General features: G+C 67.7%; 20 protein-coding genes. 6 read left to right on the top strand and 14 right to left on the bottom strand.

The features are described 5' to 3' along the window. Positions 1-27: 27 nt before the first annotated feature. The 5 genes from OOZ48_RS01405 to OOZ48_RS01385 form a co-directional block, all read right to left on the bottom strand. On the bottom strand, positions 28-729 hold the full coding sequence (locus tag OOZ48_RS01405) for an anaerobic ribonucleoside-triphosphate reductase activating protein (RefSeq protein ID WP_269494950.1): 702 nt from the start codon (positions 727-729) through the stop codon (positions 28-30). Between the two features lie 11 nt (positions 730-740). Beyond that, on the bottom strand, positions 741-920 hold the full coding sequence (gene nrdD, locus OOZ48_RS01400) for an anaerobic ribonucleoside-triphosphate reductase (RefSeq protein WP_269494947.1): 180 nt from the start codon (positions 918-920) through the stop codon (positions 741-743). A 74-nt stretch (positions 921-994) separates the two neighbouring features. Continuing rightward, positions 995-2,761 carry a ribonucleoside triphosphate reductase gene (locus OOZ48_RS01395; RefSeq protein WP_269494944.1) on the bottom strand — a complete coding sequence of 589 codons (1,767 nt, stop codon included), beginning with the start codon at positions 2,759-2,761 and terminating at the stop codon, positions 995-997. A 173-nt stretch (positions 2,762-2,934) separates the two neighbouring features. Then, the gene (locus OOZ48_RS01390; RefSeq protein WP_269495386.1) at positions 2,935-3,174 is read right to left on the bottom strand and encodes a DUF2249 domain-containing protein; all 240 of its coding nucleotides are present in this window, start codon (positions 3,172-3,174) and stop codon (positions 2,935-2,937) included. Positions 3,175-3,295: 121 nt separating this feature from the next. Continuing rightward, complete coding sequence (locus OOZ48_RS01385) at positions 3,296-4,426, bottom strand: homogentisate 1,2-dioxygenase (protein ID WP_269494941.1); 1,131 nt, start codon at positions 4,424-4,426, stop codon at positions 3,296-3,298. Between the two features lie 222 nt (positions 4,427-4,648). Here OOZ48_RS01385 and OOZ48_RS01380 point away from each other — a divergent pair, with 222 nt between their 5' ends. Beyond that, entirely contained in the window at positions 4,649-5,377 is a 729-nt protein-coding gene (locus OOZ48_RS01380; RefSeq protein WP_269494938.1) for an IclR family transcriptional regulator, read from the top strand. A gap of 9 nt (positions 5,378-5,386) precedes the next feature. Here the strand turns inward: OOZ48_RS01380 and OOZ48_RS01375 are convergent, their stop codons facing one another. From OOZ48_RS01375 to OOZ48_RS01355, 5 genes are all read right to left on the bottom strand, one after another. Next, positions 5,387-5,569 (bottom strand): oxidoreductase-like domain-containing protein, encoded by a 183-nt coding sequence (locus OOZ48_RS01375; RefSeq protein WP_269494936.1) that lies wholly within the window; start codon positions 5,567-5,569, stop codon positions 5,387-5,389. Continuing rightward, a complete protein-coding gene (locus OOZ48_RS01370) occupies positions 5,566-6,396 on the bottom strand; it encodes a class II glutamine amidotransferase (RefSeq protein WP_269494933.1) in 831 nt (276 codons plus the stop codon). Before OOZ48_RS01370 ends, OOZ48_RS01375 begins: the two co-directional genes overlap by 4 nt. A gap of 164 nt (positions 6,397-6,560) precedes the next feature. Further along, a complete protein-coding gene (locus OOZ48_RS01365; RefSeq protein WP_269494930.1) occupies positions 6,561-7,712 on the bottom strand; it encodes a cytochrome P450 in 1,152 nt (383 codons plus the stop codon). A 147-nt stretch (positions 7,713-7,859) separates the two neighbouring features. Beyond that, entirely contained in the window at positions 7,860-8,216 is a 357-nt protein-coding gene (locus OOZ48_RS01360; RefSeq protein WP_269494927.1) for a type II toxin-antitoxin system PemK/MazF family toxin, read from the bottom strand. Then, positions 8,216-8,461, bottom strand: coding sequence for an AbrB/MazE/SpoVT family DNA-binding domain-containing protein (locus OOZ48_RS01355; RefSeq protein WP_269494924.1), 246 nt, complete (start codon positions 8,459-8,461; stop codon positions 8,216-8,218). The genes OOZ48_RS01360 and OOZ48_RS01355 overlap by 1 nt, the downstream gene beginning before the upstream one ends. A gap of 173 nt (positions 8,462-8,634) precedes the next feature. Between OOZ48_RS01355 and clpB the strand changes: the two genes are divergently transcribed. Beyond that, positions 8,635-11,226, top strand: coding sequence for an ATP-dependent chaperone ClpB (clpB, locus tag OOZ48_RS01350; protein WP_269494921.1), 2,592 nt, complete (start codon positions 8,635-8,637; stop codon positions 11,224-11,226). Between the two features lie 209 nt (positions 11,227-11,435). On the opposite strand, the gene OOZ48_RS01345 is transcribed toward clpB, so the two are convergent. Then, positions 11,436-12,101 (bottom strand): epoxyqueuosine reductase QueH, encoded by a 666-nt coding sequence (locus OOZ48_RS01345; RefSeq protein WP_269494918.1) that lies wholly within the window; start codon positions 12,099-12,101, stop codon positions 11,436-11,438. Positions 12,102-12,148: 47 nt separating this feature from the next. After that, positions 12,149-14,917, bottom strand: coding sequence for a bifunctional [glutamate--ammonia ligase]-adenylyl-L-tyrosine phosphorylase/[glutamate--ammonia-ligase] adenylyltransferase (gene glnE / locus OOZ48_RS01340; RefSeq protein WP_269494915.1), 2,769 nt, complete (start codon positions 14,915-14,917; stop codon positions 12,149-12,151). A gap of 84 nt (positions 14,918-15,001) precedes the next feature. On the opposite strand from glnE, the gene OOZ48_RS01335 reads away from it, so the two are divergent. From OOZ48_RS01335 to cueR, 4 genes are all read left to right on the top strand, one after another. Then, complete coding sequence (locus tag OOZ48_RS01335; RefSeq protein WP_269494912.1) at positions 15,002-18,688, top strand: YhdP family protein; 3,687 nt, start codon at positions 15,002-15,004, stop codon at positions 18,686-18,688. 61 nt (positions 18,689-18,749) lie between these two features. Next, entirely contained in the window at positions 18,750-19,538 is a 789-nt protein-coding gene (locus OOZ48_RS01330) for a siderophore-interacting protein (RefSeq protein WP_269494910.1), read from the top strand. Between the two features lie 100 nt (positions 19,539-19,638). Next, positions 19,639-21,948, top strand: a complete 2,310-nt coding sequence (locus tag OOZ48_RS01325) for a heavy metal translocating P-type ATPase (protein ID WP_442867512.1) — start codon at positions 19,639-19,641, stop codon at positions 21,946-21,948. Beyond that, entirely contained in the window at positions 21,945-22,406 is a 462-nt protein-coding gene (cueR, locus tag OOZ48_RS01320) for a Cu(I)-responsive transcriptional regulator (RefSeq protein WP_269494905.1), read from the top strand. The genes OOZ48_RS01325 and cueR overlap by 4 nt, the downstream gene beginning before the upstream one ends. 16 nt (positions 22,407-22,422) lie before the next feature. Here the strand turns inward: cueR and OOZ48_RS01315 are convergent, their stop codons facing one another. Further along, positions 22,423-22,617: a heavy-metal-associated domain-containing protein gene (locus tag OOZ48_RS01315; RefSeq protein WP_269494903.1), complete on the bottom strand. Its 195-nt coding sequence runs from the start codon at positions 22,615-22,617 to the stop codon at positions 22,423-22,425. A gap of 179 nt (positions 22,618-22,796) precedes the next feature. Then, positions 22,797-23,258, bottom strand: coding sequence for a methyltransferase family protein (locus OOZ48_RS01310; RefSeq protein WP_269494900.1), 462 nt, complete (start codon positions 23,256-23,258; stop codon positions 22,797-22,799). Between the last annotated feature and the right edge of the window lie 19 nt (positions 23,259-23,277).

Raw genomic sequence — 23,277 nt, 5'->3', positions numbered from 1 at the left:
CGGCCGCCCTGCATTGGCAAGCCCGCGTCAGGACCGCCGCAGGGTGAACGTGGCAAACAGATCGCGCAAGGCGGTGCAGATTGATACGCCGGGCCAATCCCGCAAGGATTGTCCGCGCGCGTTCAGCGCTTCATCCGCGCAGCCTTGGGGACGGAATATCTGCAGCGCATAGCGCCGCACGCCGAGGCCGGCCAGCTCGCGGCCCAGCGCCAGCAGTTCGGCCGCGCTGATCAGGTCGGGATGCGCCGTGGTGCGGCATTCGAAATCCACGCCGCTGTCCAGCACGGCCCGCAGGCTGTCGCGGGCCGGTCGGCCGCTGCCGGCCACCCGCGTGACACGCTCGTAGGCCGAAAAGCCGGTCTTGATGTCCAGCCCCACCCAGTCCACGTCGGGCAGGACCTGCGCCAGGCGGCGCGGATGCGTGCCGCCCGTGTGCAGGCCGATGCGCAAGCCCAGCGCCCGCACCTGGCGGATGGCCGGGCCGAGGCCGGGGTCCATGGTCGGTTCGCCGCCACTGAACACCACGCCGTCGATCAGCCCGACGCGGCGCTCGAGCAGGGCCAGGACCTCGTTCCATTGCAGGGGACTGTCTGCGGTGCGGGGCTGCAGATGCGGATTGTGGCAATAGCCGCAGCGCCAGGGGCAGCCCTGGACGAAGACCACGGCGGACAGCAGGCCCGGAAAGTCCGTGGCCGTGAAAGGCACGAGCCCGCCGACCTTGAGGCGCATCGCGTCGCGTCCTAGGCTGCCTGGCGCGCGGGCGCCTGGCCGTCGCGGCGTTCCACGAAGTAGCGGCGCTCGTGGAATTCGCCCTTCTTGCCGATATTGAACGAAGACATGGGGCGGTGATAGCCCATGACGCGGGTCCAGATTTCGCAGGGCTGGCGTTCGTCGTCGCGCAGGGTGATGGCTTGTGTCATGGTGAATGCTCCTTGGTTCAGGGGGCTGGGGGTGATGGGCCTTGCGGGCCCGGTTCAGGCGGGAACGCCCGTAGTCAGGCAGGGACGCCCGTGTCCTGGATGATCGATTCGCCGAGGGCTTCCCGGCGCTTGCGGGCGATCAGCTCGTCGTCGCACTGCGGGCAGAATTCGTGCTTGCCGGGCAGGTAGCCGTGCCGCGGGCAGATCGAGAACGTCGGCGTGACGGTGATGTAGGGCAGGGAAAAGCGGCCCAGGGCGCGCCGCACCAGCGTGCGGCAGGCCTCGGCCGAGGACAGCGGCTCGGTCATGTACAAGTGCAGCACCGTGCCGCCGGTGTACTTGCGCTGCAGTTCGTCCTGGCGCTCCAGCGCCTCGAAGGGATCGTCGGTGAAACCCACCGGCAGTTGCGAGGAGTTGGTGTAATAGGGCATGTCGGCGGTGCCGGCCTGCAGGATGCCGGGGTGGCGCTTGCGGTCTTCCTTGGCGAAACGGTAGGTCGTGCCCTCGGCAGGTGTCGCCTCGAGGTTGTACATGTGGCCGGTCTGCTCCTGGAACTCGACCATGCGTGCGCGCACGTGGTCCAGCAGGCGCACGGCGAAGGCGTGGCCCCAAGGCGTGGTCAGGTCGTGCTCATCCGCGGTGAAGTTGCGGATCATCTCGTTGATGCCGTTGACCCCCAGGGTCGAGAAATGATTGCGCAAGGTGCCCAGGTAGCGCCGCGTATAGGGGAACAGGCCGTTGTCCATGTGGTGCTGGATGACGCCGCGCTTGATCTCGAGGCTGTCCCGGCCCAGCGCCAGCAGTTCGTCCAGGCGGGCGTACAGGGCGGCCTCGTCGCCCCGGTGCCGGTAGCCCAGGCGCGCGCAATTGATGGTGACCACGCCCAGCGAGCCGGTCTGCTCGGCCGAGCCGAACAGGCCGTTGCCGCGCTTGAGCAGCTCGCGCAGGTCCAGCTGCAGGCGGCAGCACATCGAGCGGATCATGTTGGGCTTCAGCTCGGAATTGATGAAGTTCTGGAAGTACGGCAGCCCGTACTTGGCGGTCATCTGGAAAAGCAGTTCCGCGTTGGGGCTGTACCAGTCGAAATCGGGGGTGATGTTGTAGGTGGGGATCGGGAAGGTGAAGGCCCGGCCCTTGGCGTCGCCCGCCATCATCACCTCGATGTAGGCCTGGTTGATCATGTCCATTTCCGCCTGCAGCTCGCCGTAGGCGAAAGGCATGTCCGCGCCGCCGATCACCGGGACCTGATCGCGCAGGTCCTCGGGGCAGACCCAATCGAAGGTGAGGTTGGTGAAAGGGGTTTGCGTTCCCCAGCGCGAGGGGACGTTCAGGTTGTAGATCAGTTCCTGGATGCATTGACGCACCGCCGCGTACGACATCGCATCCTTGCGGACGAAGGGCGCCATGTAGGTGTCGAAAGAGCTGAAGGCCTGGGCGCCGGCCCATTCGTTCTGCAGCGTGCCCAGGAAGTTCACGATCTGGCCGACCGCGCTGGACATGTGCCGCGGCGGGGCGGATTCGATCTTGCCGGGCACCCCGTTCAGGCCCTCGTTGAGCAGGGTCCGCAAGGACCATCCGGCGCAATAGCCCGACAACATGTCCAGATCGTGGATGTGCAGGTCGGCCTCGCGGTGCGCGCGGCCGATGGCCTCGGGATAGACGTGGCTGAGCCAATAGTTGGCGATCATCTTGCCCGAGGTGTTGAGGATCAGGCCGCCCAGGGAATAGCCCTGGTTGGCGTTGGCATTGACGCGCCAGTCCTGCCGGTCGAGGTATTCGTCGATCGAGCGGGCGACGTCGACAAAAGGGGCTGCGTGGCGGGACTGCTGGATATCGGTCATGATGATTGAATACCATATATTGTGTTTCAATAAATACTAAACACAACATGTAGTGTAATCAACCCAAGATCCTCAGTTTTTCCCGAAAACTTGATCCAGGTAAAAAAAAGCGCCCCCTCAGGGGCGCAATCGCGAGGGACGCCGGTGTTTCGGGCGGCGTCCCGCGTGTCGGATCAGGCGACGATCCGGAAATCGATGACGATCTCGCCGGGATTGCGGGCCAGGTACTCGATCTGGATCTGTTCGCCGAAATGGCCCTGGAGCTGCTGCAGCAGCGGCAGCGGGTCGTGGTCGTTGCAAAAACGCATGGTCTCGCCGGGCTGCAGCGCCGACAGGGCGCCGAAGATCGCCGCGTGGCGGAAGCGTTTCGCGACGCCGCGCGCATCGAAGGGGTAGGTGTTTTCGGCGAACATGGGGATGGAGTCAGAGGCCACGGCAGGGTTCCTTGGGGGGCGGGTTGGTCGAAGTTCCATTATAGAAATTGTGCCGCCCGCCCCCCTTGGGAACCCTATGGCCGTCAAGGTTGTCCGGGCCTCATTCCATCCAGGATTGCATGTAGTTGGGATCCTTGACGCCGGCCGGCAGTTCGTCGAGCTCCAGCGGGAAGCGCGAGTCGATCATGACGGCGACCTCGTCGGTGTACTTGCGCTCGCCCTTGTTGTTGGCCGCGGCCGCCGCGAAGGCCTTGGGGTGCGGGCCGTGGTGGAAGCCCGAGGGATGCAGGGTGAACATGCCGGGGCCGATGTTGTCGCGACTGAAGAAATTGCCCGCGTGATAGAAGATCGACTCGTCGAACTCGTCGTTGTTGTGGAAGAACGGGACCTTGAGCGCGCCGGGATCGCTTTCGATGGGGCGCGGGGCGAAGGTGCAGACGATGATGGTGTTCGACAGGAAGGTCGCGTGGGCGGTGGGCGGCAGGTGGTAGCGGTCGGACAGCAGTTCGCGGATGTCGCGCCAGTTGAGCTTGACGGGGCAGCAGTCGCCGTGCCAGCCGGCGGCGTCGAGGAAGTTGTAGGGGAAGGTGACCGTGGTGACCTGATTGCGGCGCTTGGCCCGCACGCGGGTTTCGAATTCGCCTTGCTGGGCCTTGAAGGCCTCGTCGATCTTGGGCGTGTCGAGCACCGCCATGTCGAACAGGGCGTGGCGGCCGACGATGCCGCGATCGGGCAGCTGGAAGGAATCCTCGGTGGCCTCGATCGTCAGGACCTCGGCCGGGTTGGCGGGCTCGAGGCGCCAGCTGGTGCCGCGCGGGATCATCAGGTAGTCGCCCTCGCGGTAGCTCATGTGGCCGTAGTCACAGAAGAACTCGCCCTCGCCGCGGTGGAAGAACAGGATCATGTCGCCGTCGCCGTTGCGGGCGAGGTCCGGCATGGCCTTGTCGAATTTCCAGAAGCACACCTGGGTGTTGGCGTTGTGCATGAAGCGGCGGGCCTTCCAGGGGCAGGGCGCGCTGTCCTCGAGCTTGTTCAGGTCCAGGAGGGTGAGCTCCATCGGGCCTTCCCATTTTGTCCATCCAGTGGGCTTGTGGGTGTGCAGGATGTGGCTGGCCGGCCCGAAAAAGCCGCTGCGGCCATGCTCGCGCTCGTACAGGCCGTCGGGGATGTCGCAGTGGGCCTGGCGAGTGTGGATGCCTTCGGCCTTGGGGAAGGTGATGGGGGTTTTCATGGATGGGTCTCCGGTGTGGAAGGGCTGGGGGGGAACTGCGGTTTGTTATGTTATTAATAACAATGTTATTAACATAGTAACAATAACGTGGTGCTTGATCGACGTCAAGCCCAGGTTTTTCCCGACGGCAAAAATGCCGTGCGGGATGCCGGCGGGGATGCTGCGATTACAATCCCTGCGGGAGGCGCCGAATGGTCCGGCGCGGGCAGGAAGGAGTCCCGGATGGCGCAGGATGAGAACGGCGAAGGCAGCAAGGGCGTGCAGTCCGTCGAGGTGGGGCTCGAATTGTTTCGGGTGTTGGCGACGGCCGGCGGCCCCATCGGCCTGTCGGACCTCGCGCGCCAGGCCGGCATGCACCGCGCCAAGGCGCACCGCTACCTCGCCAGCCTGGCGCGCGCCGGCTGGGTCGCGCAGGATCCGGACTCGGGACAGTATGGCTTGGGGCCGGCGATCCGCGACCTGGCGGTGTCCTGGCTCAGTCGCCAGGATCCCCTGCAATGGGCCGTGGCCGAGGCGCGCGACCTTGCCCAGGCCTTGGGGGAAACCTGCTTCGTCGCCGTCTGGGGCAATGGCGGCGCGACCGCGATCCGGGTCTGCCAGCCGCCGCGCAGCGTGTCGATCAGCGTCAGCGAGGGGGCTGTGTTCGACCCGCAGTCCTCGGCCACCGGCCGGGTGTTCGCGGCCTGGCGCGAGGCCGGCGCGCCGGCGCTGCCCAAGGCCATGCGCGCCCGCATCCGCGACGAGGGCATGGCCTGCGTCGAGGGCGACCACGTCGCGGGCATCAATGGCGTGTCGGCGCCGGTGCTGGATGCCCAGAACAGGATCGTGATGGCCTTGACCCTCGTCGGGCCGGCGTCCTCGCTCGCGGCGCGCGTCGACACCGCGCAGGCGCTGTCCCTGCGGGCCGCCGTCCAGCGGCTGTCCAAGGGGCTGGGTTGGGCGGCGGCCTGAGCCGCCGGGTCACGAGGCCGGGGGTGTCCCAGTGTGCCGGTGACGCTCCTCCCAGGCTTTGACGGCCTGTTCCCACGCCCGCTTTTCCTCGATGTAGGTATCGAAGACACACGGCTCGCAGCCATTGCCGCAGCAGTCGTTGAGGTCCGGCTCGATGGGTTCGGCCGGGCGCGGATCGTCGTCCCGGTTCATGCGCAGGCCAGATTGGCGAAATTGCGCTGCCGCACGTCCTCGGGGATCGGAATCAAGGTCTCGGCCTGCGGGCGGCCTTGGGCGAACATGACCAGGCGTCCCGGCTCGAACGCCGTCCAGGTCTCGTTGTCGGTCAGGGGCTTGGTGGCGATGACCGACACGCAGTCCCCCTGGACATTGGTGCGCGAGAAATCCACGGAAATGTCCGTGTCCACCAGGTGGGCGGCGCGGAACGGCCAGGCGCGGGTGATGTAGTGCAGGGTGGTCGAGCAGTGCGCCAGCATGCAGCGCCCGTTGGAGATGAGGAAGTTGAAGACCCCGTGGGCGGCAAGCCCCTGGGTCATGTCCGAGATCGCGGCGAACAGCGCGTCGTCGGCCGGCTCGTCCTGGCCGAAGCGCGTGCGCAGGCCTTCCATCATGAAGCAGAAGGCGCGCTCGCTGTCGGTCTGGCCCACGGGCTGGTAGTGGCCCCGCAGGGCGGGCTCGAAGGCCTTCAGGTCGCCGTTGTGGGCGAACAGCCAGTGGCGTCCCCAGAGCTCGCGCACGAAGGGATGACAGTTTTCGAGTTCGGTGGCGCCCTGGGTGGCCTTGCGGATGTGGGCGATCACGTTGCGCGACTTGATGGGGTAATGCTTGATCAGGTCCGCCACCGGCGATTGGCAGCATGGGGCGTTGTCGATGAAACTGCGGCAGCCCCGGTTCTCGTAGAAGGCGATGCCGAAGCCGTCGGCGTGATGGTCGGTCTGGCCGCCGCGGGCGGCAAAGCCGGTAAAGGAAAACGTGATGTCGGTGGGCGTGGCGCAATTCATGCCCAGAAGCTGACACATGGCGAACAGATCCTGGAGTTTCGGAACGGGCGCCGGCGGGGCGTCCCGTGATTCTTGATGCCTGAATTGTAGACCTCGCCGCGCGCGCGCGCATGGCATCGCCGCCGCGAAGGGATAGGCGGGCCGGCATTGCGTTGCGCCGGACGGACACTGTCGGGGACTATTCAGCGCAGGATGTGCAGCGGGACCTGCCGATAGCCGCCCGTCGGATAGGCGGCGGCGACGGGATGAGCGTCCGGCACGGGCCGGATCTCGCGCGTGGCCATCAGCAGCGCGCGGATGATGGTGTCGAGTTCGAGGCGTGCCAGCGGCGCGCCGGGGCAGGCGTGGATGCCGGCGCCGTACAGCAGGTTGAGGGCTGGATCCCGGTCCAGGCGGAATTCGTCCGGATCGCCGAAGATCGCCTCGTCGCGATTGGCCGAGGCCCACATCAGGACGACGCGCTCGCCGGCGGGCAGCGCCCTGTCGCCCAGGCGGGCCGGTCGGGTCAGGATCCGGCGGTTGCCCAGCAATGGGGCGTGGATGCGCAGGATTTCGTCGTTGGCTGCGCGCACCAGTTCCGGGTTGGTGCGCAGGCGTTGCTGCAGCGGCGGATGCTGGGCGAGGTAGAGGGCGATGATGCCGACGCTGGCGGCGATGGTGCCCAGTTCGCCGACCGTCCAGTTGCGCAGGATGCTGACGATTTCGTCCTCGCTCAGGGGCCGGCCCTCGATCGTCTCGCGCATCAGATGGGTGGTCGCGTCGTCGGGGGCATCGGGCCCCGCGGCCCGACGGGCCTCGAGCAGCGCGCGGATCGTCGCGTCGAATTCCTTGCCCACGGCGGCGATCGCCTCCCGGTCGCCGGACAGCGTGACCGCGTTTTTTTTCAGGATCCACTGCAGCAGCGGCGCGTGCAGGGTGTCGGGCCAGCCCAGAAAGGCGCACTGCATCGACAGCGCAAATGGATGGGCCAGGCTGAACATCAATTCCACCTGGCCATCGGCCGGCAGGCGATCGGCCAGCTGGGTGCAGATCCGCTCGCAGGCCGGTTGGAAGGCGGCCATGCGCTCGGGGCTGAAGTACGGATCGATCAGCCGGCGAAAGCGGGTGTGCTGGGGCGGATCCATGCTGTGAGGCACCGAGACGTGGCTGGATGCCGCGCTGCTGAAGGTCCGGGGGTCGAGCAGGATGCGCATCGCGTCGGCGTGGCGGAAGACGGCGTGGTGCCCGTCGCCGTCATGGGCCACCGGGCAGCGTGCCCGCATCGTATCGTAGGCGCCGATCGGATCGGCCAGGACCTCCGGGGCCTGAGGGTCCCAGTCTATGTGTGTGCTCATGCGCTTCTGCCAGAGTCGTGAAGGACCGGCGCGCTTCGCGCCGACGTCCCTACACTAACATGGGGTTTACCCTGGTTTCCGGATAACCACACGCGCAGAATACTTTTTGCCTCAAGGGCTTATGCCGGGCCGCCGGCCGTTGCGAGTTCAGTCGGGGAACAGCAGGGCGCGGAGCTTGGCGCGGACCTGGGCCAGTTCATCGGGCGTGGCGCGGCCTTCGAGCGTGATGCGGGTGCCGGCCCATTTCAGGCTTTTGACCTGGTCGGCCAGCGCCGCCGCGCCGGGCTGGGCGGCCAGCGGGGTCTCGAAGGGATAGCCCTTGGGCTGCTGGACCAGGGCGCAGCACACCATCAGGCCGGTCTTGCGGTTGTAGGCCGCCGGGCTGAGGACCAGGGCCGCCTTGGGGGCGGCGGGCAGGTCCCGGGGTGAGGCGGTGAAATGCACGTGCACCACGTCGCCGATGTCGGGCACGAACGCGCGGGCGGTGGCGGCGCGGGCGGCCATCAGTCGCCCGCCGACCCGAAATCGATCTCGGGGTGAAGGTTGCGGGGCTTGATCCCGCCGAGCAACTGCGACAGGACGTATTCCTGGCTGCGGATGGGTTCGATGACGATGTGGTTGCGCTCGAGCCGGATGTCGACCAGGCTGTCGGGGCCGAGGCGCAGGGTCTTGAGCATGGATGCGGGGATGCGTACGGCAGCGCTGTTACCCCATTTTTTGACGACCCCCCGCATGATGCGCGACCCCATTGAACTCGAATATGGAGGCCAGCTTAACAGCAGGCGGCGCCCGCGCGCAATGATCATGCGCAAAGGGTGTGCATGAGTCCGTAGGCCGGCGCGCCGGGCTTGAAAATCGGGCCGAACGGCCGCATATGGTGTGCATTCGGGCGTTGCGCCCCACCTCAGGATATGGAATCAACATGCGATTCGACAAATTGACGACGAAGTTCCAGCAGGCGATCGCGGACGCACAGAGCCTCGCGCTGCGCCAGGACAATCCCTATATTGAAAACCTTCACGTGCTGGCGGCCCTGCTCGCCGATGGCGACAGCGGCGCGGCCAGCCTGCTGGCCCATGCGGGGGTGGCCGTACCGCGGCTGTCGGCCGAGGTCGACAGACTGATCAAGGCCCTGCCGTCCGTGCAGGGCGCCGAGGGCAATGTGCAGGCCAGCCGCGAGTTGCAGGCCGCGCTCGCCCGCACGGACAAGGAGGCCGCCGCGCGCGGCGACACCTATATCGCCAGCGAACTGTTCCTGCTGGCCCTGTGCGACGACAAGGGCGACGCCGGCCGGGCGCTGCGCGAGGCGGGCCTGCAGCGCAAGGCGCTCGAGGCCGCCATCGAGGCGGTGCGCGGCGGCGCCCAGGTGGCCGGCGCCGAGGACGAGGACAATCGGCAGGCCCTGCAGAAGTACACCACCGACCTGACGGCGCGTGCGCGCGAGGGCAAGCTCGACCCGGTGATCGGCCGCGACGATGAGATCCGCCGCACGATCCAGATCCTGCAGCGCCGCACCAAGAACAACCCCGTGCTGATCGGCGAGCCCGGCGTGGGCAAGACCGCCATCGTCGAGGGACTGGCCCAGCGCATCGTCAACGGCGAGGTGCCCGAGACCCTCAAGGGCAAGCGCGTGCTGTCCCTGGATCTGGCCGCGCTGCTGGCGGGCGCCAAGTATCGCGGCGAATTCGAAGAGCGTCTGAAGGCGGTCCTCAAGGAATTGTCCCAGGACTCGGGCCAGACCATCGTCTTCATCGACGAGCTGCACACCATGGTGGGCGCCGGCAAGGCCGAGGGCGCCATGGACGCCGGCAACATGCTCAAGCCCGCGCTGTCGCGCGGCGAGCTGCACTGCGTGGGCGCGACCACCTTGGACGAATACCGCAAGTACATTGAAAAGGACGCCGCGCTCGAACGCCGCTTCCAGAAAGTGCTGGTCGACGAACCCGACGTCGAGTCGACGATCGCCATCCTGCGCGGTCTGCAGGAACGCTATGAACTGCACCACGGCGTGCAGATCACCGACCCCGCGATCGTGGCGGCGGCCGAGCTTTCACACCGCTACATCACCGACCGTTTCCTGCCCGACAAGGCGATCGACCTGATCGACGAGGCGGCGGCACGCATCCGCATGGAGATCGACTCCAAGCCCGAGGTGATGGACAAGCTCGACCGGCGCATCATCCAGCTCAAGATCGAACGCGAGGCAGTCAAGAAAGACACGGACGAGGCCTCTGAACGGCGCTTGAAGGCGATCGAGGAAGAGCTCGAGTCCCTGCAGCGCGAATACAACGACTACGAGGAAGTCTGGAAGGCCGAAAAGGCCGCGGTCCAGGGTTCGCAGGCGGTCAAGGAGGACATCGACCGCGTGCGCGCCGAAATGGCCGAGCTGCAGCGCAAGGGCCAGTACGATAAGCTCGCCGAGCTGCAGTACGGGCGCCTGCCCGACCTGGAGGCGCGCCTGAAGGCGGCCGAATCCGCCTCGGCGCAGGCCAGCGACGAACAGCCGCGCCTGCTGCGCACCCGCGTGGGCGCGGAGGAAATCGCCGAGGTCGTGTCGCGCGCGACCGGCATCCCGGTGTCCAAGATGATGCAGGGCGAACGCGCCAAGCTCCTCGGCATGGAGGACGTGCTGCACCAGCGCGTGGTAGGCCAGGACGAGGCCGTCACCCTGGTGTCCGAGGCCATCCGCCGCTCGCGCGCGGGCCTGTCCGATCCGCAGCGGCCCTATGGGTCCTTCCTGTTCCTGGGGCCGACGGGCGTGGGCAAGACCGAGCTGACCAAGGCGCTGGCGAATTTCCTCTTCGATTCCGAGGACCACCTGGTGCGCATCGACATGAGCGAGTTCATGGAAAAGCACTCCGTGGCCCGCCTGGTCGGCGCGCCGCCGGGCTATGTGGGCTATGAGGAGGGCGGCTACCTGACCGAGGCCGTGCGCCGCAAGCCCTACAGCGTGATCCTGCTCGACGAGATCGAGAAGGCGCACCCGGACGTGTTCAATGTGCTGCTGCAGGTGCTGGACGACGGCCGCCTGACCGACGGCCAGGGCCGCACGGTGGACTTTCGCAACACCGTGGTGATCATGACCTCGAACCTGGGCTCGCAGCACATCCAGAGCATGGCGGGGCAGCCCTACGACGTGATCAAGGAAGTCATCCGCGACGAACTCAAGACCGCCTTCCGGCCCGAGTTCCTCAACCGGATCGACGAGATCGTGGTCTTCCACGGCCTGGACGCGGTGCACATCGAGCCCATCGCCCGCATCCAATTGCAGCGCCTGGGCCAGCGCCTGGCGCAGCAGGACATGCGCCTCGAGGTCTCGGACGCGGCGGTTGCCGAGCTGGCGCGCGCCGGCTTCGACCCGGTGTTTGGTGCCCGGCCGCTCAAGCGCGCGATCCAGCAGCACGTCGAGAACCCGGTCGCCCGCCTCATCCTGGAGGGCAAGTTCGGGCCGCGCGACGTCGTGCCGGTGGACTGGGACGGCGAGAAGTTCGTCTTCGAACGCACGTTGCAGTGACCCCCACGCTGCGCAGGCTGGCGCCTGCTTGCTGCCCCCCGAGGGGGCGCTCCCGCCTTGGGGCGGCCCGGCAGCGGGAGTGACCCCCACGCCGCGCAGGCTGGCGCCTGCTTGCTGTCCACCTCGCGGCCTGCATGCCGCTCGGATTCGCCAGGCGCAGACCAGTCCACAGGGACTGTTCTGCGTCCGGGCTCATCCCCCGAGGGGGCTCAGGCGTCGGTCGAGGTGTCGTCCCCGTAGTATTTCACGCCGATGTGCACGCGGTCGCGGCCGTTGGCCCGCCGCCAGCGGTTGGTGTCGCGCAGCGAGTACACGCAGCCGCAATATTCCTGCTGGTAGAAATGTTCGGCCTTGCTGATCTCGATCATGCGCTGCGAGCCGCCGCCTTTGCGCCAGTTGTAGGTCCAGTAGGCCATCCCCGGATAGCGCGCCGCCGCGCGCTCGCCGCAGTCGTTGATCTGGCTCATGTTCTTCCAGCGCGAGATGCCCAGCGAACTGCAGATCGTGTCGAAGCCGTGCTCCCAGGCGTACAGGGCGGTGCGCTCGAAGCGCATGTCGAAGCACAGGGTGCAGCGATGGCCGCGCTCGGGTTCGTTCTCGAAGCCCTTGACCCGCTGGAACCAGTTGTCGACGTCGTAATCGGCGTCGATGAATTCGATGCCGTGCTTTTCAGCGAAGCGGATGTTTTCCTGCTTGCGGATTTCGTATTCCTGCACCGGGTGGATGTTCGGGTTGTAGAAGAAGATCGAATACTCGATCCCGGAGGCCCGGATCGCCTCCATGACCTCGCCCGAACAGGGGGCGCAGCAGGAATGCAGCAGGACTTTCCGGTGTCCCTCGGGCAGGGTCAGGACGGGGCGTTGGAATTCGGTCATGGCACAGCGGGCGCAGCCCGCGGACAAAGCACTGTGAAGCCCCCATTTTAGTCCGTGCCCAGCACCTGGTTCCAGAGGCTGCGCACGGCCTCGCGCTCGGCCTGCAGTTCGCCTGCCGATACCCGGGCCTTCTCGGCGCCTTGCAGGCGCAAGGCATGCTGGCGGCGGCGCAGCACGCGATAGGCGTCGGCCACTTGTGCGGCCAAGGGTGCCGGGATCAGCCCCGCGCGCGCGGCCAGGCCCAGCAAGGCGATGTTGCCGAGGTTGTCCAGCAATTCCGGGTGCGCGCCCGCCTGGGACAGCACCAGGTATTGCGTGATGAATTCGATGTCGACCATGCCACCGCGATCATGCTTGAGGTCGAAGTCGCCGCTGTGGTTCGGGTGGCCGGCGGTGATCTTGGCCCGCATGTCGCGCACGTCCTTGCGCAGGGCCTCCGGGTCGCGCGGCAACAGCAGGATGCGGCGGCGGATGTCCTCGAAGCGCCCGCCGATCCCGGCATCGCCCGCGACGAAGCGTGCCCGGGTCAGCGCCTGGTGCTCCCAGGGCCAGGCCTGGTGGAGCTGGTAGGACTCGAAGGCGTCGATCGGCACGGCCAGCAGGCCCGCGTCGCCGTCCGGGCGCAGCCGCAGGTCGATGTCGTACAGGCGGCCCGAGGAGGTGAGGGTGGACAGCCACGAGGCCACCCGCCGGCCGAGCTTGGTATAGCGTTCGCCGGCGTCCTGGTCGGGATCGTCATAGAGGAACACCAGGTCCAGATCGGAGGCATAGCCGATTTCCTTGCCGCCCAGCTTGCCGTAGGCAATGATCGCGAATCGCGGCACCCCGGGCGCCGCGCGCTGGCTGCGCGGCAGCGCCAGCGGCCAGGCGCGGCGGATGGTCTCGGCCAGCAGCAGGTCGGCCAGCGCCGACAGGCGGTCGGCCAGCGCCTCGACGGTGATCGCGCCCTCCAGGTCCTGGGCCAGCAGCTGGAACGTCACCTGGTGCTGCAGGTCGCGCATCAGGTTCATCTGCTGTTCGACGTCGGCCTGGCCGTCCGGCAGCACGCAGGCGTCCAGGTCGGCGGCCAATTGCTCGGCGATCGCCGCGAAGTCCGGCGCCTGCATGAGACTGCGCCATTCGATCAGGCCATCGAGCAGCAGCGGATACTGGGTGAGATAGTGTGAAGCCCAGGGACTCGCGCCGATGATCCGCGCCACGCGGGCCAGGGTTTCGGGGTATTCGGCCAGCAGCGCGAGGTAGGCGCTGCGCTGGGCCACGTGTTCGACCAGGTCCAGCAGGCGCAGCAGCGTGCTGCGGGGGGCCGGCGTGCCGCCGGCGGCCTCGATCAGGCGCGGCAGCAGCGCCGTCAGCCGCCTGCGGCTGGTCGTCGGCAGGCTGCGGATCCGGTGGCCCTCGAGCAGTGCCTCGATGCGCGGGCGGATGATGTCGGCGTCCCCGTCGGCATAGGCCGGCGGCAACGGGGCATCAGGCTCGCTTGCCGCGCCAGTGGGGGCGGCCGGCTCGGCCATGTCGCCGCCCATGCCTGCGATCCGGAAGGCGTCGCGGAAACATTGCGCGACGAATGTGCGGTGCGCCTCCAGGCGAGTGGTGAAGACATCGGGCGACAGGCCCATGGCGTGGGCAAGTTCCGCCTGTCGTTCGGGTTCGGGCGGCAGCAGATGGGTTTGCTCGTCCTCGCGGTACTGCAGCATGTGCTCGACGCGGCGCAGGAATCCATAGGCGGCCTCCAGCCCTTCGGCCTGCGTGGCATCCAGCAGGCCGGCGCGCCGCTGCTTGTGCAGGGCGGCCAGCAGGTTGCGCTGCTGCAGCGAGGGCAGGCGTCCGCCGCGGATCAACTGGTTGAGCTGGACCACGAATTCGATCTCGCGGATGCCGCCTTCGCCCAGTTTGATGTTGTGGCGTGTATCGACGCCGTTGCGGGCGTGCGCGCGGCGCTGCCAGTCCATGCGGATGCGCTCGCGCAAGCGCCGCAGCGCCGAGAGTGCGTCGAAATCGAAATACTTGCGGTAGACGAAGGGCCGCCGCAGGGCCTCGAGCTGGCGCGCCTGCGCGGCCAGGCCGTCGTCGGCGAAATACGGGCAGGGGATGGTCCGCGCCTTCAGCCAGGCGTAGCGTTCCCATTCGCGGCCCTGGGCCACCAGATAATTTTCCAGCGCATCCAGGCTCCAGGCCAGCGGCCCGCTGTCGCCGTCCGGGCGCAGGCGCAGGTCGGTGCGGAACACGAAGCCGTCGGCGTCGATTTCCGACAGCACCGGCATCATCCGGCGGCAGGCCTTGCCGTAGAACTCGTGGTGGCTGATGCGCCGGCGGCCATCGGTCTCGCCTTCTTCGCCATAGAGCATGATGAGGTCGATGTCCGACGAGACGTTCAATTCCTTGCCGCCGAGCTTGCCCATGCCCAGGATCATCATGTCCTGCGGCTCGCCGGTGTCGGGATGCCGCGGAACGCCGTGGATCTCGATCAGGTCCCGCATGACGCTGCGATAGGCCTGGCCCACGGCCAGGTCGGCCAGCGCCGACATGGCGGCGACCACTTCGTGCAGGGGCGCATGGCCCGCGATGTCGCGCACCATGAGGGTATGGAAGACCCGTTCGCGCAAGCGGCGCAGCGCAGGGCGCAGGCGCTCGGCCGGCGCCGCCTCGCCGGGTTCGCCGGGCGGGTCCTCCGCGAACCAGTCGGCGATGGTCTTGCGCGTGACCGGCCGGGCCGCGTCCTCGGCGAGCCGTTCCAGGAACTGCGGGCGGGCCAGCGCCTTGCGGCGCAGCGCGCCGGACCAGCGCAGGGCGGGCTTTAATATAATGGCCTCGGACATGGAGGACGGCCTCGGAGGATTGTTGTGATTCGGCCCCGCGCGCCTCATGCCGCGGGGGACCCTAAAAATACTTCAAATGACGGCATGCGCCAATCGATTTCAAGCATCCGCACCCGCTCTGGATGGCCTCGCCGGCTCCTCGGCCTTGCCATTTGCCTGTATTTCATCCTGGGCCTGGCGCTGCTGGGCCTGCGCTACCTCGTCCTGCCGAATGTGGACCATTGGCGTCCCCAGATCCAGGCTCAGGTCTCGCGGATGCTCGGCATTCCCATCGAACTGGGCGAGATCCGGGCGAGCTGGCAGGGATGGAATCCCGTGTTCGAATTCGATGACATCGTGTTGCGCAACGCGCGGGGCGCCGTCCTGCTGTCGGTGCCGCAGACGCGCGCGCGCCTGAGCTGGCGCAGCGTCCTGCACTTGCGCCCCGGATTGCGGCTGCAGGTGCGCGGCATGGACCTGGCCGTGCGCCGCGACACGGCTGGTGCCGTGCACGTCCTGGGCCAGCGCATCCAGGACCAGGACCCCGACGACGGCGAAGACGGCTCGCCGTGGCTCGCCTGGCTGGTCGCGCAGCCCAGCATCGTCCTGGAGGACACCACGATTCGCTGGCGTGACCAGCGGCGCGCGGCGCCGGAACTCGTATTCACCGATGTCGAGGCGATTCTGGACGGATCCGCCCGCGACGTGCTGTCGGCCTCATTTTCCATGCAGCCACCCAAGGGGCTGGGCGGGCCGGTCGAGGTTCGCGCGCGCCTCGACGAGCCCGCCAGCCTGGCGCGCGGCGCATGGCCGCACGCCTATCGCGCGTATGCGGCCATCGAGGACTTGCAGGCGGCGGCCTGGCGGCCGTGGGCGGACGTTCCGTGGCCCTTGCGCGACGGCCGCATGACGCTGCGGGCCTGGGCCGAGGCCGGCGCGGCGGATGGGACGGCGGGCGATCCGCGGATGACCCTCGAGGCGGCGATCGATGGCATGGACTGGACCCAGACTGCGGCCACGCGATTCCTGGCGCCGCGCGTCCGCGTCTACGCCCAGGGGCCCTGGAGCGGCTGGCGGGCCGCCGCCGAGGATACGCCGGATACCGCTGCGCCGCTGCGCGTGGCTGTGCAGACGCAAGGCCTGGCTTTGCGCAATCCCGAATGGTTCCAGCACCCCATCGCCCTGGGGCGCCTGGAGGCCGACGCCTGGGTGCGGCTCGGTGCGGCGCCCTCGGTCGATTTCGACCGGTTGCACTGGCGCAATCCGGACATCGATGTCGTCGCCTCCGGCTCGTGGCGTGCGGGCGGCGCTGCCGGCCGGATCGACATCCAGGGCATGATCGCGCGCGCGCGGCTGGACGCAATCCATCGCTATCTGCCGCTGGTGGTCGATGCCGACGCGCGGGACTGGCTGGACCGCGGATTGCGGGCCGGGATCCTGACGGATGCGCGCCTGCGCCTCAACGGGGACTTGTCCGAGTTTCCCTTCGGCGACCATCCGGAGGCGGGCGACTTCCTGGTCGCGGGCGCCTACCACGGCGCGGTCATCGACTATGTGCCGGCCGAGCCCGGCGAGCCGGCCTGGCCGATGCTGCTGGACATGGACGGCACGGCCGAGCTGCATCGGGTCGCCTTGACGCTGACCGCCGACCGCGCCCGAATGCAGCCCGCGGAGGACGCGGCCATCGCGCTTGCCAACCTGCGCGCCACCATCCCGAATATCGAGCACGATGCGGTCCTGAGCGTGTCGGGCCAGACGCGGGCCCAGGGCGAGGACTACATGGCCCTGCTCGTGCATTCGCCGCTGGGCGAGCTGCTGGATGGCATGTTCGACGAGGCGCGCGCTTCGGGTGCCTGGGAGGTGCCGCTGACGCTGACGGTGCCCCTGACGCACAGCAGGGACACACAGGTCGACGGGCGCATCGTGCTCGACGAGGGCAGCCTGCGCTTGATGCCCGGGATGCCGGCGTTCCAGCAGCTGAAGGGCGCCTTGCATTTCACCGAAGGGGGCATCGAGGCCGAGCCGGGCTTTACGGGGCAGGTGCTGGGCGGCGAGGCGTCGCTCGCCGGACGCCTGGGCAAGGGCGGTCGCGGCCTGCTCCTGCGCGGCCGCGCCACGGCCGAGGCCCTGGCCGACTTCGTCGATGTGCCGGGCATGTCGCGGCTGTCGGGCGCGTTGCATTACGAGACCCGGCTGGCGCGCGACAGCCGCGGCTACCGCTTGGAGCTGACGTCCGACCTGCGGGGGCTGGAAATGGATTTTCCGGCGCCGCTGGCCAAACCCGAGACGCAAGCCAGGACGCTGCGCGTCGTCTGGTCAGGCCAGGAGGCGCGCGACGATCTGCTGTCCATCGACCTGGGCACCGAACTGTCCGCGCGGATGCGGCACCGGCGCGGCGCGTCCGGCGGGCCCTACTTCAGTTCCGCCTCGTTCGGCCTGAACCGTGCGGCGCCGCCGCCGGGCGGCCTGGCGATCGACATCGCCCATCCTTTGCTGGACATGGATGCGTGGAACGAGATCGTCGATGAATTCTCGCCGACCGGCGACGATGCCCACGCAGGCGCCAAGGGCGCGAATGCGGTGTTCCCGGAGCTGGCGACCCTCAGCCTGCAGGGCGACGAGATCCGTCTGCTCGGCATGCGGATGGATCACGCCGTCTTGCGGCTGCTGCGCGATCACGACACAGACCAGTGGTCCATGAACGTCCGTTCCGACCAGACCACGGGGACGCTCAAGTGGCGCCAGGCCGAGGGCAAGGTGGTCGGCCGCGTATCGGGGCGCTTCGCCCGCCTCAGCCTGGGCGGCGACCCCGCCGATGGACCCTCCTTGCTGCCGGAGGCCGACACGGAAGAGATCTCCTTCGACGACGAGCTGGACATGCCGGCGATCGTCCTGCAGGCCGACGACCTGCGGATCTATGGCCACTCGGTGGGCCCCCTCTCGCTCGAAGGGGTCAAGGACGCGTCCGCCGGGAACTGGCGGCTCGAGACCTTCTCCCTGGGCGACGGACATGCCAAGATCCGGGGCACGGGCGTCTGGCGCCTGCGCGGGCCGCAGCGCGGCCTCAGTCTCCAGGCCAATGCCGAGGTCTCGGACCTGGGCGCATGGCTGGATAGGGCGGGTTTCGAGGACGTGATGGCCGGTGGCCAAGGCGTATTGAAGGGGGGGTTCGAGTGGCGCGATTTCCCCTGGACGCATCGCAAGGACAGGCTGGGCGGCACGCTGGACGTGCAGCTGGACAAGGGGCGGTTCAGCAAGCTCGGGTCCCGCTCGGCCAAGCTGCTCGAGCTGCTGTCGCTGCAGTCGGTCAGCCGCCTGACCAACCTGGACAAGGGCCTGAGCGGCCTGACCCAGGAGGGTTTCCCCTTCGATCAGTTGCGCGGCAAGCTGGAACTCGCGGAAGGCGTGGCCCATGCGCACGACTACAAGGTGATCGGCCCCGTGGGGACCATCCTGCTCGAGGGCAATTCCAACATCATCGACGAGACGCTGGACATGCAGGCCGTCATCGTGCCCAACCTGGATGTCAGCGGCGCGGCCATCGCCGCCGGGATCGCGATCAATCCGGTCATCGGCATCGGCGCGTTCCTCAGCCAGTGGCTGCTGAAAAATCCGCTGGCGCGCGCCATGACGGTGCGCTACCGGGTCACCGGGACCTGGGACGAACCAGTCATCACGGAAATCAAGAGCGAGGATGCGCCCTCGGCCCCGGCCGGCAATGGACAGTCGGAGCAATCGGGGCAATCTGGACAGTTCGGGCTGCCTGGGGACTTGGGGCAGCCGCAGCGCTAGCCCAGGCGCGCCGGCGCATGCAAGTGCGAAAATAGTGGTTTTCCATAATCGATCGAGCATCATGTCCACGACCGAAATCAAGCCTGTCCAGCGCGTGCGCCATCCGTTCCGCGCGCGCCATGTGCAATTGCTGGCCCGCGAGGCCCTCAGCCCCGGCTTCGTCCGCCTGACCGTGGGCGGGGATGAACTGCGCGATTTCTTCAGCCCCGGCTTCGATGATCACGTCAAGCTCATCCTGCCGCAGGCAGGGCTGGAAAAACCCCGCCTGCCCGTCATGGTCGACGGCCGCCCGCGCATCGACGGCGAGCGCCCCACGATGCGGGATTACACGCCCTTGCGCTTCGACGCGGCCAGCAACACGCTGCTGCTGGATTTTGCGATTCATGGCACTGGGCCTGCGGCGCAATGGGCGCGGCACGCGCCGATCGGCCAGTGGCTGGGCCTGGCCGGCCCGCGCGGCAGCCTGGTGGTGCCCGCCGAACTGCCCTGGCATTGCCTGCTGGGCGATGACACCGCCATGCCCGCGATCGAGAGGCGCCTGGCCGAGTTGCCCGCGGGCGTGCGGGCCATCGTGCGCGTGCAGGTGGCCGACCCGGCCGACCGGCGCGACTGGCGCAGCGCGGCCGACCTGGACCTGCAGTGGGTGGATTCGCTGCCGGACGCGGCCCATGCGCTAATCCTGCCCCCGGGCGAGGGCTTCATCTGGGCGGCGGGCGAAAACCGCATCATGGCCCAGTTGCGCACACTGTTTTTTTCCCCGCCGGGTGCCGATCTGCACCGCATGTGCATTGCCTCGTATTGGAAGCGAGGGGAGGGCGACTATCACGAGGCGGCCAGCGTCGGCCATTAGGGTGAACAGGCCCTAGCCTGCGGCAGGCTTGACCTTCCAACAATGGTAAGGATTAAGCTGTCTTCATGTCGAATCAATCACGAGATCATCGATCATGAACATGCCGGACCCCAGCCCTGCGCGCGCCGCCTCGGCGTCCATCAGCCTGTCCATCGAGGGCATGACCTGCGCCTCCTGCGTGGGCCGTGTCGAGAAAGCGCTCAAGGCCGTGCCCGGCGTGGCCGACGCCATGGTGAATCTGGCGACAGAGCGTGCCGTCGTGCGCGGCGTGGCCGGCGCGGATACGCTGGTGGCCGCCATCGACAAGGCCGGCTACGAGGCGCGCATTGTCGATGACGCCGCGCAGGCCGATGACGAGGCCGATGACAAAAAGGACGCCGAACGGACGGCACTCAGGCGCGACCTGATCCTGGCAGGGGTCCTGACGCTGCCGGTTTTCGTGCTGGAAATGGGCGCGCACCTGGTCCCCGGCATGCACGCATGGATCGATGCGGCCATCGGCATGCAGAACAGTTGGTACCTGCAGTTCATCCTGACCCTGCTGATCCTGGCCGTGCCCGGCCGCCGCTTTTACCAAAAGGGCTTCCCCGCGTTGCTGCGCCTGGCTCCGGACATGAATTCTCTGGTCGCGGTCGGCACGGCCGCCGCCTTCGGCTATTCGGTGGTGGCGACCTTCGCGCCGGGCCTGCTGCCCGCCGGCACGGTGAACGTGTACTACGAGGCCGCCGCCGTCATCGTGGCCCTGATCCTGCTGGGCCGCCACCTCGAGGCCCGCGCCAAGGGCCGGACGTCCGAGGCCATCCAGCGCCTGGTCAAGCTGCAGGCCAAGGTCGCGCACGTCCTGCGCGACGGCCGCACCGTGGACATTCCGATCAAGGAGGTCGCCCTGGGCGACATCGTCGAGGTCCGTCCCGGCGAGCGCGTGCCGGTCGACGGCGAAGTCACCGACGGCCGCAGCTTCGTGGACGAGTCCATGATCACCGGCGAGCCGATCCCCGTCGAGAAATCCTCCGGCAGCGCGGTGGTCGGCGGCACCGTCAACCAGGCCGGCGCCTTGACGCTGCGCGCCACCGCCGTCGGCGGCCAGACCATGCTGGCGCAAATCATCCGTCTGGTCGAGCAGGCCCAGGGCGCCAAGCTGCCGATCCAGGCCGTGGTCGACAAGGTGACGCTGTGGTTCGTGCCGGCGGTCATGCTGGCCGCGCTGCTGACTTTCCTGGTGTGGCTGGCCTTCGGGCCGTCGCCGGCGCTGACCTTCGCGCTGGTCAATGCCGTGGCCGTGCTCATCATCGCCTGCCCTTGCGCCATGGGCCTGGCCACGCCCACCTCCATCATGGTCGGCACGGGGCGGGGCGCCGAATTGGGCGTGCTGTTTCGCAAGGGCGACGCCCTGCAGCTGCTGAAGGACGCCAGGGTGGTGGCCGTGGACAAGACCGGCACCTTGACGGAAGGCCGCCCGGCGCTGACCGACCTCGAGATCGCCGCGGGCTTCGAACGCGGCCCGGTGCTGGCCCGGGTCGCCGCCGTGGAATCGCGCTCCGAGCATCCGATCGCCCGGGCGATCGTCGAGGCGGCGCGGGCGGAAGGCATCGCCGTGCCGGCCATGACGGATTTCGAGTCCGTCACCGGCATGGGCGTGCGCGCGCAGGTGGACGGCGCGCGAATCGAGGTGGGGGCCGACCGCTACATGCGTGCGCTGGGCCTGGACGTCGGAGCCTTCGCCGACTCGGCCGCACGCCTGGGCGACGAGGGCAAATCGCCTCTGTACGCCGCCATCGACGGCCGGCTGGCCGCCATCATCGCCGTCGCCGACCCGATCAAGGCGGGCACGCCCGCCGCCATCGCGGCGCTGCACGCGCTGGGCTTGAAGGTTGCCATGGTCACCGGCGACAACGAGCGCACGGCCCGCGCCATTGCGGCTCGCCTGGGCATTGACGAGGTGGTGGCCGAGGTCCTGCCCGAGGGCAAGGTGGACGCCGTGCGACGTCTCAAGGCCGCCCATGGACGGCTGGCTTTCGTGGGCGACGGCATCAATGATGCCCCGGCGCTGGCCGAGGCCGACGTGGGCGTGGCGATCGGCACCGGCACCGACATCGCCATGGAATCCGCCGACGTCGTGCTGATGTCCGGCAACCTGCAGGGCGTGCCCAATGCCATCGCGCTGTCCCAGGCCACCATCGGCAATATCCGCCAGAATCTGTTCTGGGCCTTCGCCTACAACACGGCGCTGATCCCTGTGGCGGCCGGGGTGCTGTATCCGGCCTGGGGCGTATTGCTGTCGCCGATCTTTGCCGCCGGCGCCATGGCCATGTCCAGCGTCTTCGTGCTGGGCAACGCATTGCGGCTGCGGCGTTTCCAGCCGCCCTCGGCGGCCTTGCAGCAAGCCGTGCACGAAGGAGGGCGGTCATGAACATCGGCGAGGCGGCCAAGGCATCCAAGGTCTCGGCCAAAATGATCCGCTACTACGAGCAGATCGGCCTGGTGCCGCCGGTCGCGCGTACCGGCGCGGGCTATCGCTCCTATACCCAGGCCGACATCCATCGGCTGCATTTCATCCGCCGCGCCCGCGATCTGGGGTTTTCGGTGGCCGAGATCGGCGACCTGCTGAACCTGTGGAACGACCAGTCGCGCCAGAGCGCCGACGTCAAGCGCCTGGCCGAGCAGCACATCGCCGAACTGGACCGGCGCATGGACACCATCCGCCAGATGGCCGATACGCTACGGGCGCTGATCCATTGCTGTGCGGGCGATGATCGGCCCGACTGTCCGATCCTGCAATCCCTCGAACAGCCCGATGAGGAGGGCGGGGCCGCTGCGGCGCGCTGCGGCGCAGTGACGGGCCGCCGCGGGGCGCGGGCAAAATCCTAGGGATTCGCCGCCGGCGTCATTGTGTGCGCGGCGGGAAACCGGCCTCGCGCAAGGCCGCGACGATTTGCGCCTCGGGTGCCGAGGTCTGCACCTGGACCAGGTGGGTCGGCGGATCCGCCACGACGGTGGCCTGCGGATCGACCGCCTGGATCGCCTTCGTCACCGCGCGGGCGCAGCCGCCGCAAGTCATGTCATCGAGATGGAACTGCATGGAACACTCCTTTCAGATGGGGATGGCGGCAGTCTAGACCTTGCCATGCTTGGAAGGTCAAGGGGTATCAACAATAGCGGATCAACAGCACTCGGAAATCGATGTTTCAGCGTGCGGTATGAGAGCATGGTTTGGCTCGTTGAACGGATCGGGAGCCGACGTATTAAGCAAACACGACACTAGATCCACCGACGTACTTTGTCTTTATATGCGAGGAAATCTGCACCGAATTTCTCTTGGAGCAATCGCTCTTCGGGAAGAATCTGATAACGGTTGATGTACAACGCAAAGCCAACGATAAGCAGCGCCGATAGCAGATTGCCCAGGAATAGCGCCCACCCGACGAGAACAAGTATTACGCCCAGGTACATGGGATTGCGGCTATAGAGATATATACCGGAAGTGATGAGTGTCGTTGCTTCAGCGGGTCGCCTCGGGTCGACCGTCGTGCGGGCGTGTTTGAAGGTGGCAACGGCTGACAGGCTGATGGCCAGGCCCAGCAAAGCGGTGGCTGCGCCCCACGCGCCGCTGTGGATCCACGGAAACGCAAATCCTGAAAGCAGCTTGGAAAACACCCACATGAGGACGCCTGTCGCTAGCATGATGACGGGCGGAGGAATGAGGAGCTCGAGTCTATTCATGGCGATTCTCGCGTCAGTC

The organism is Castellaniella sp. S9, from assembly GCF_027257175.1.
Lineage (GTDB): Bacteria > Pseudomonadota > Gammaproteobacteria > Burkholderiales > Burkholderiaceae_B > Castellaniella.
The sequence above is the reverse complement of the archived record's forward strand: the minus strand, read 5'-3'. Positions and strand labels throughout refer to the sequence as shown.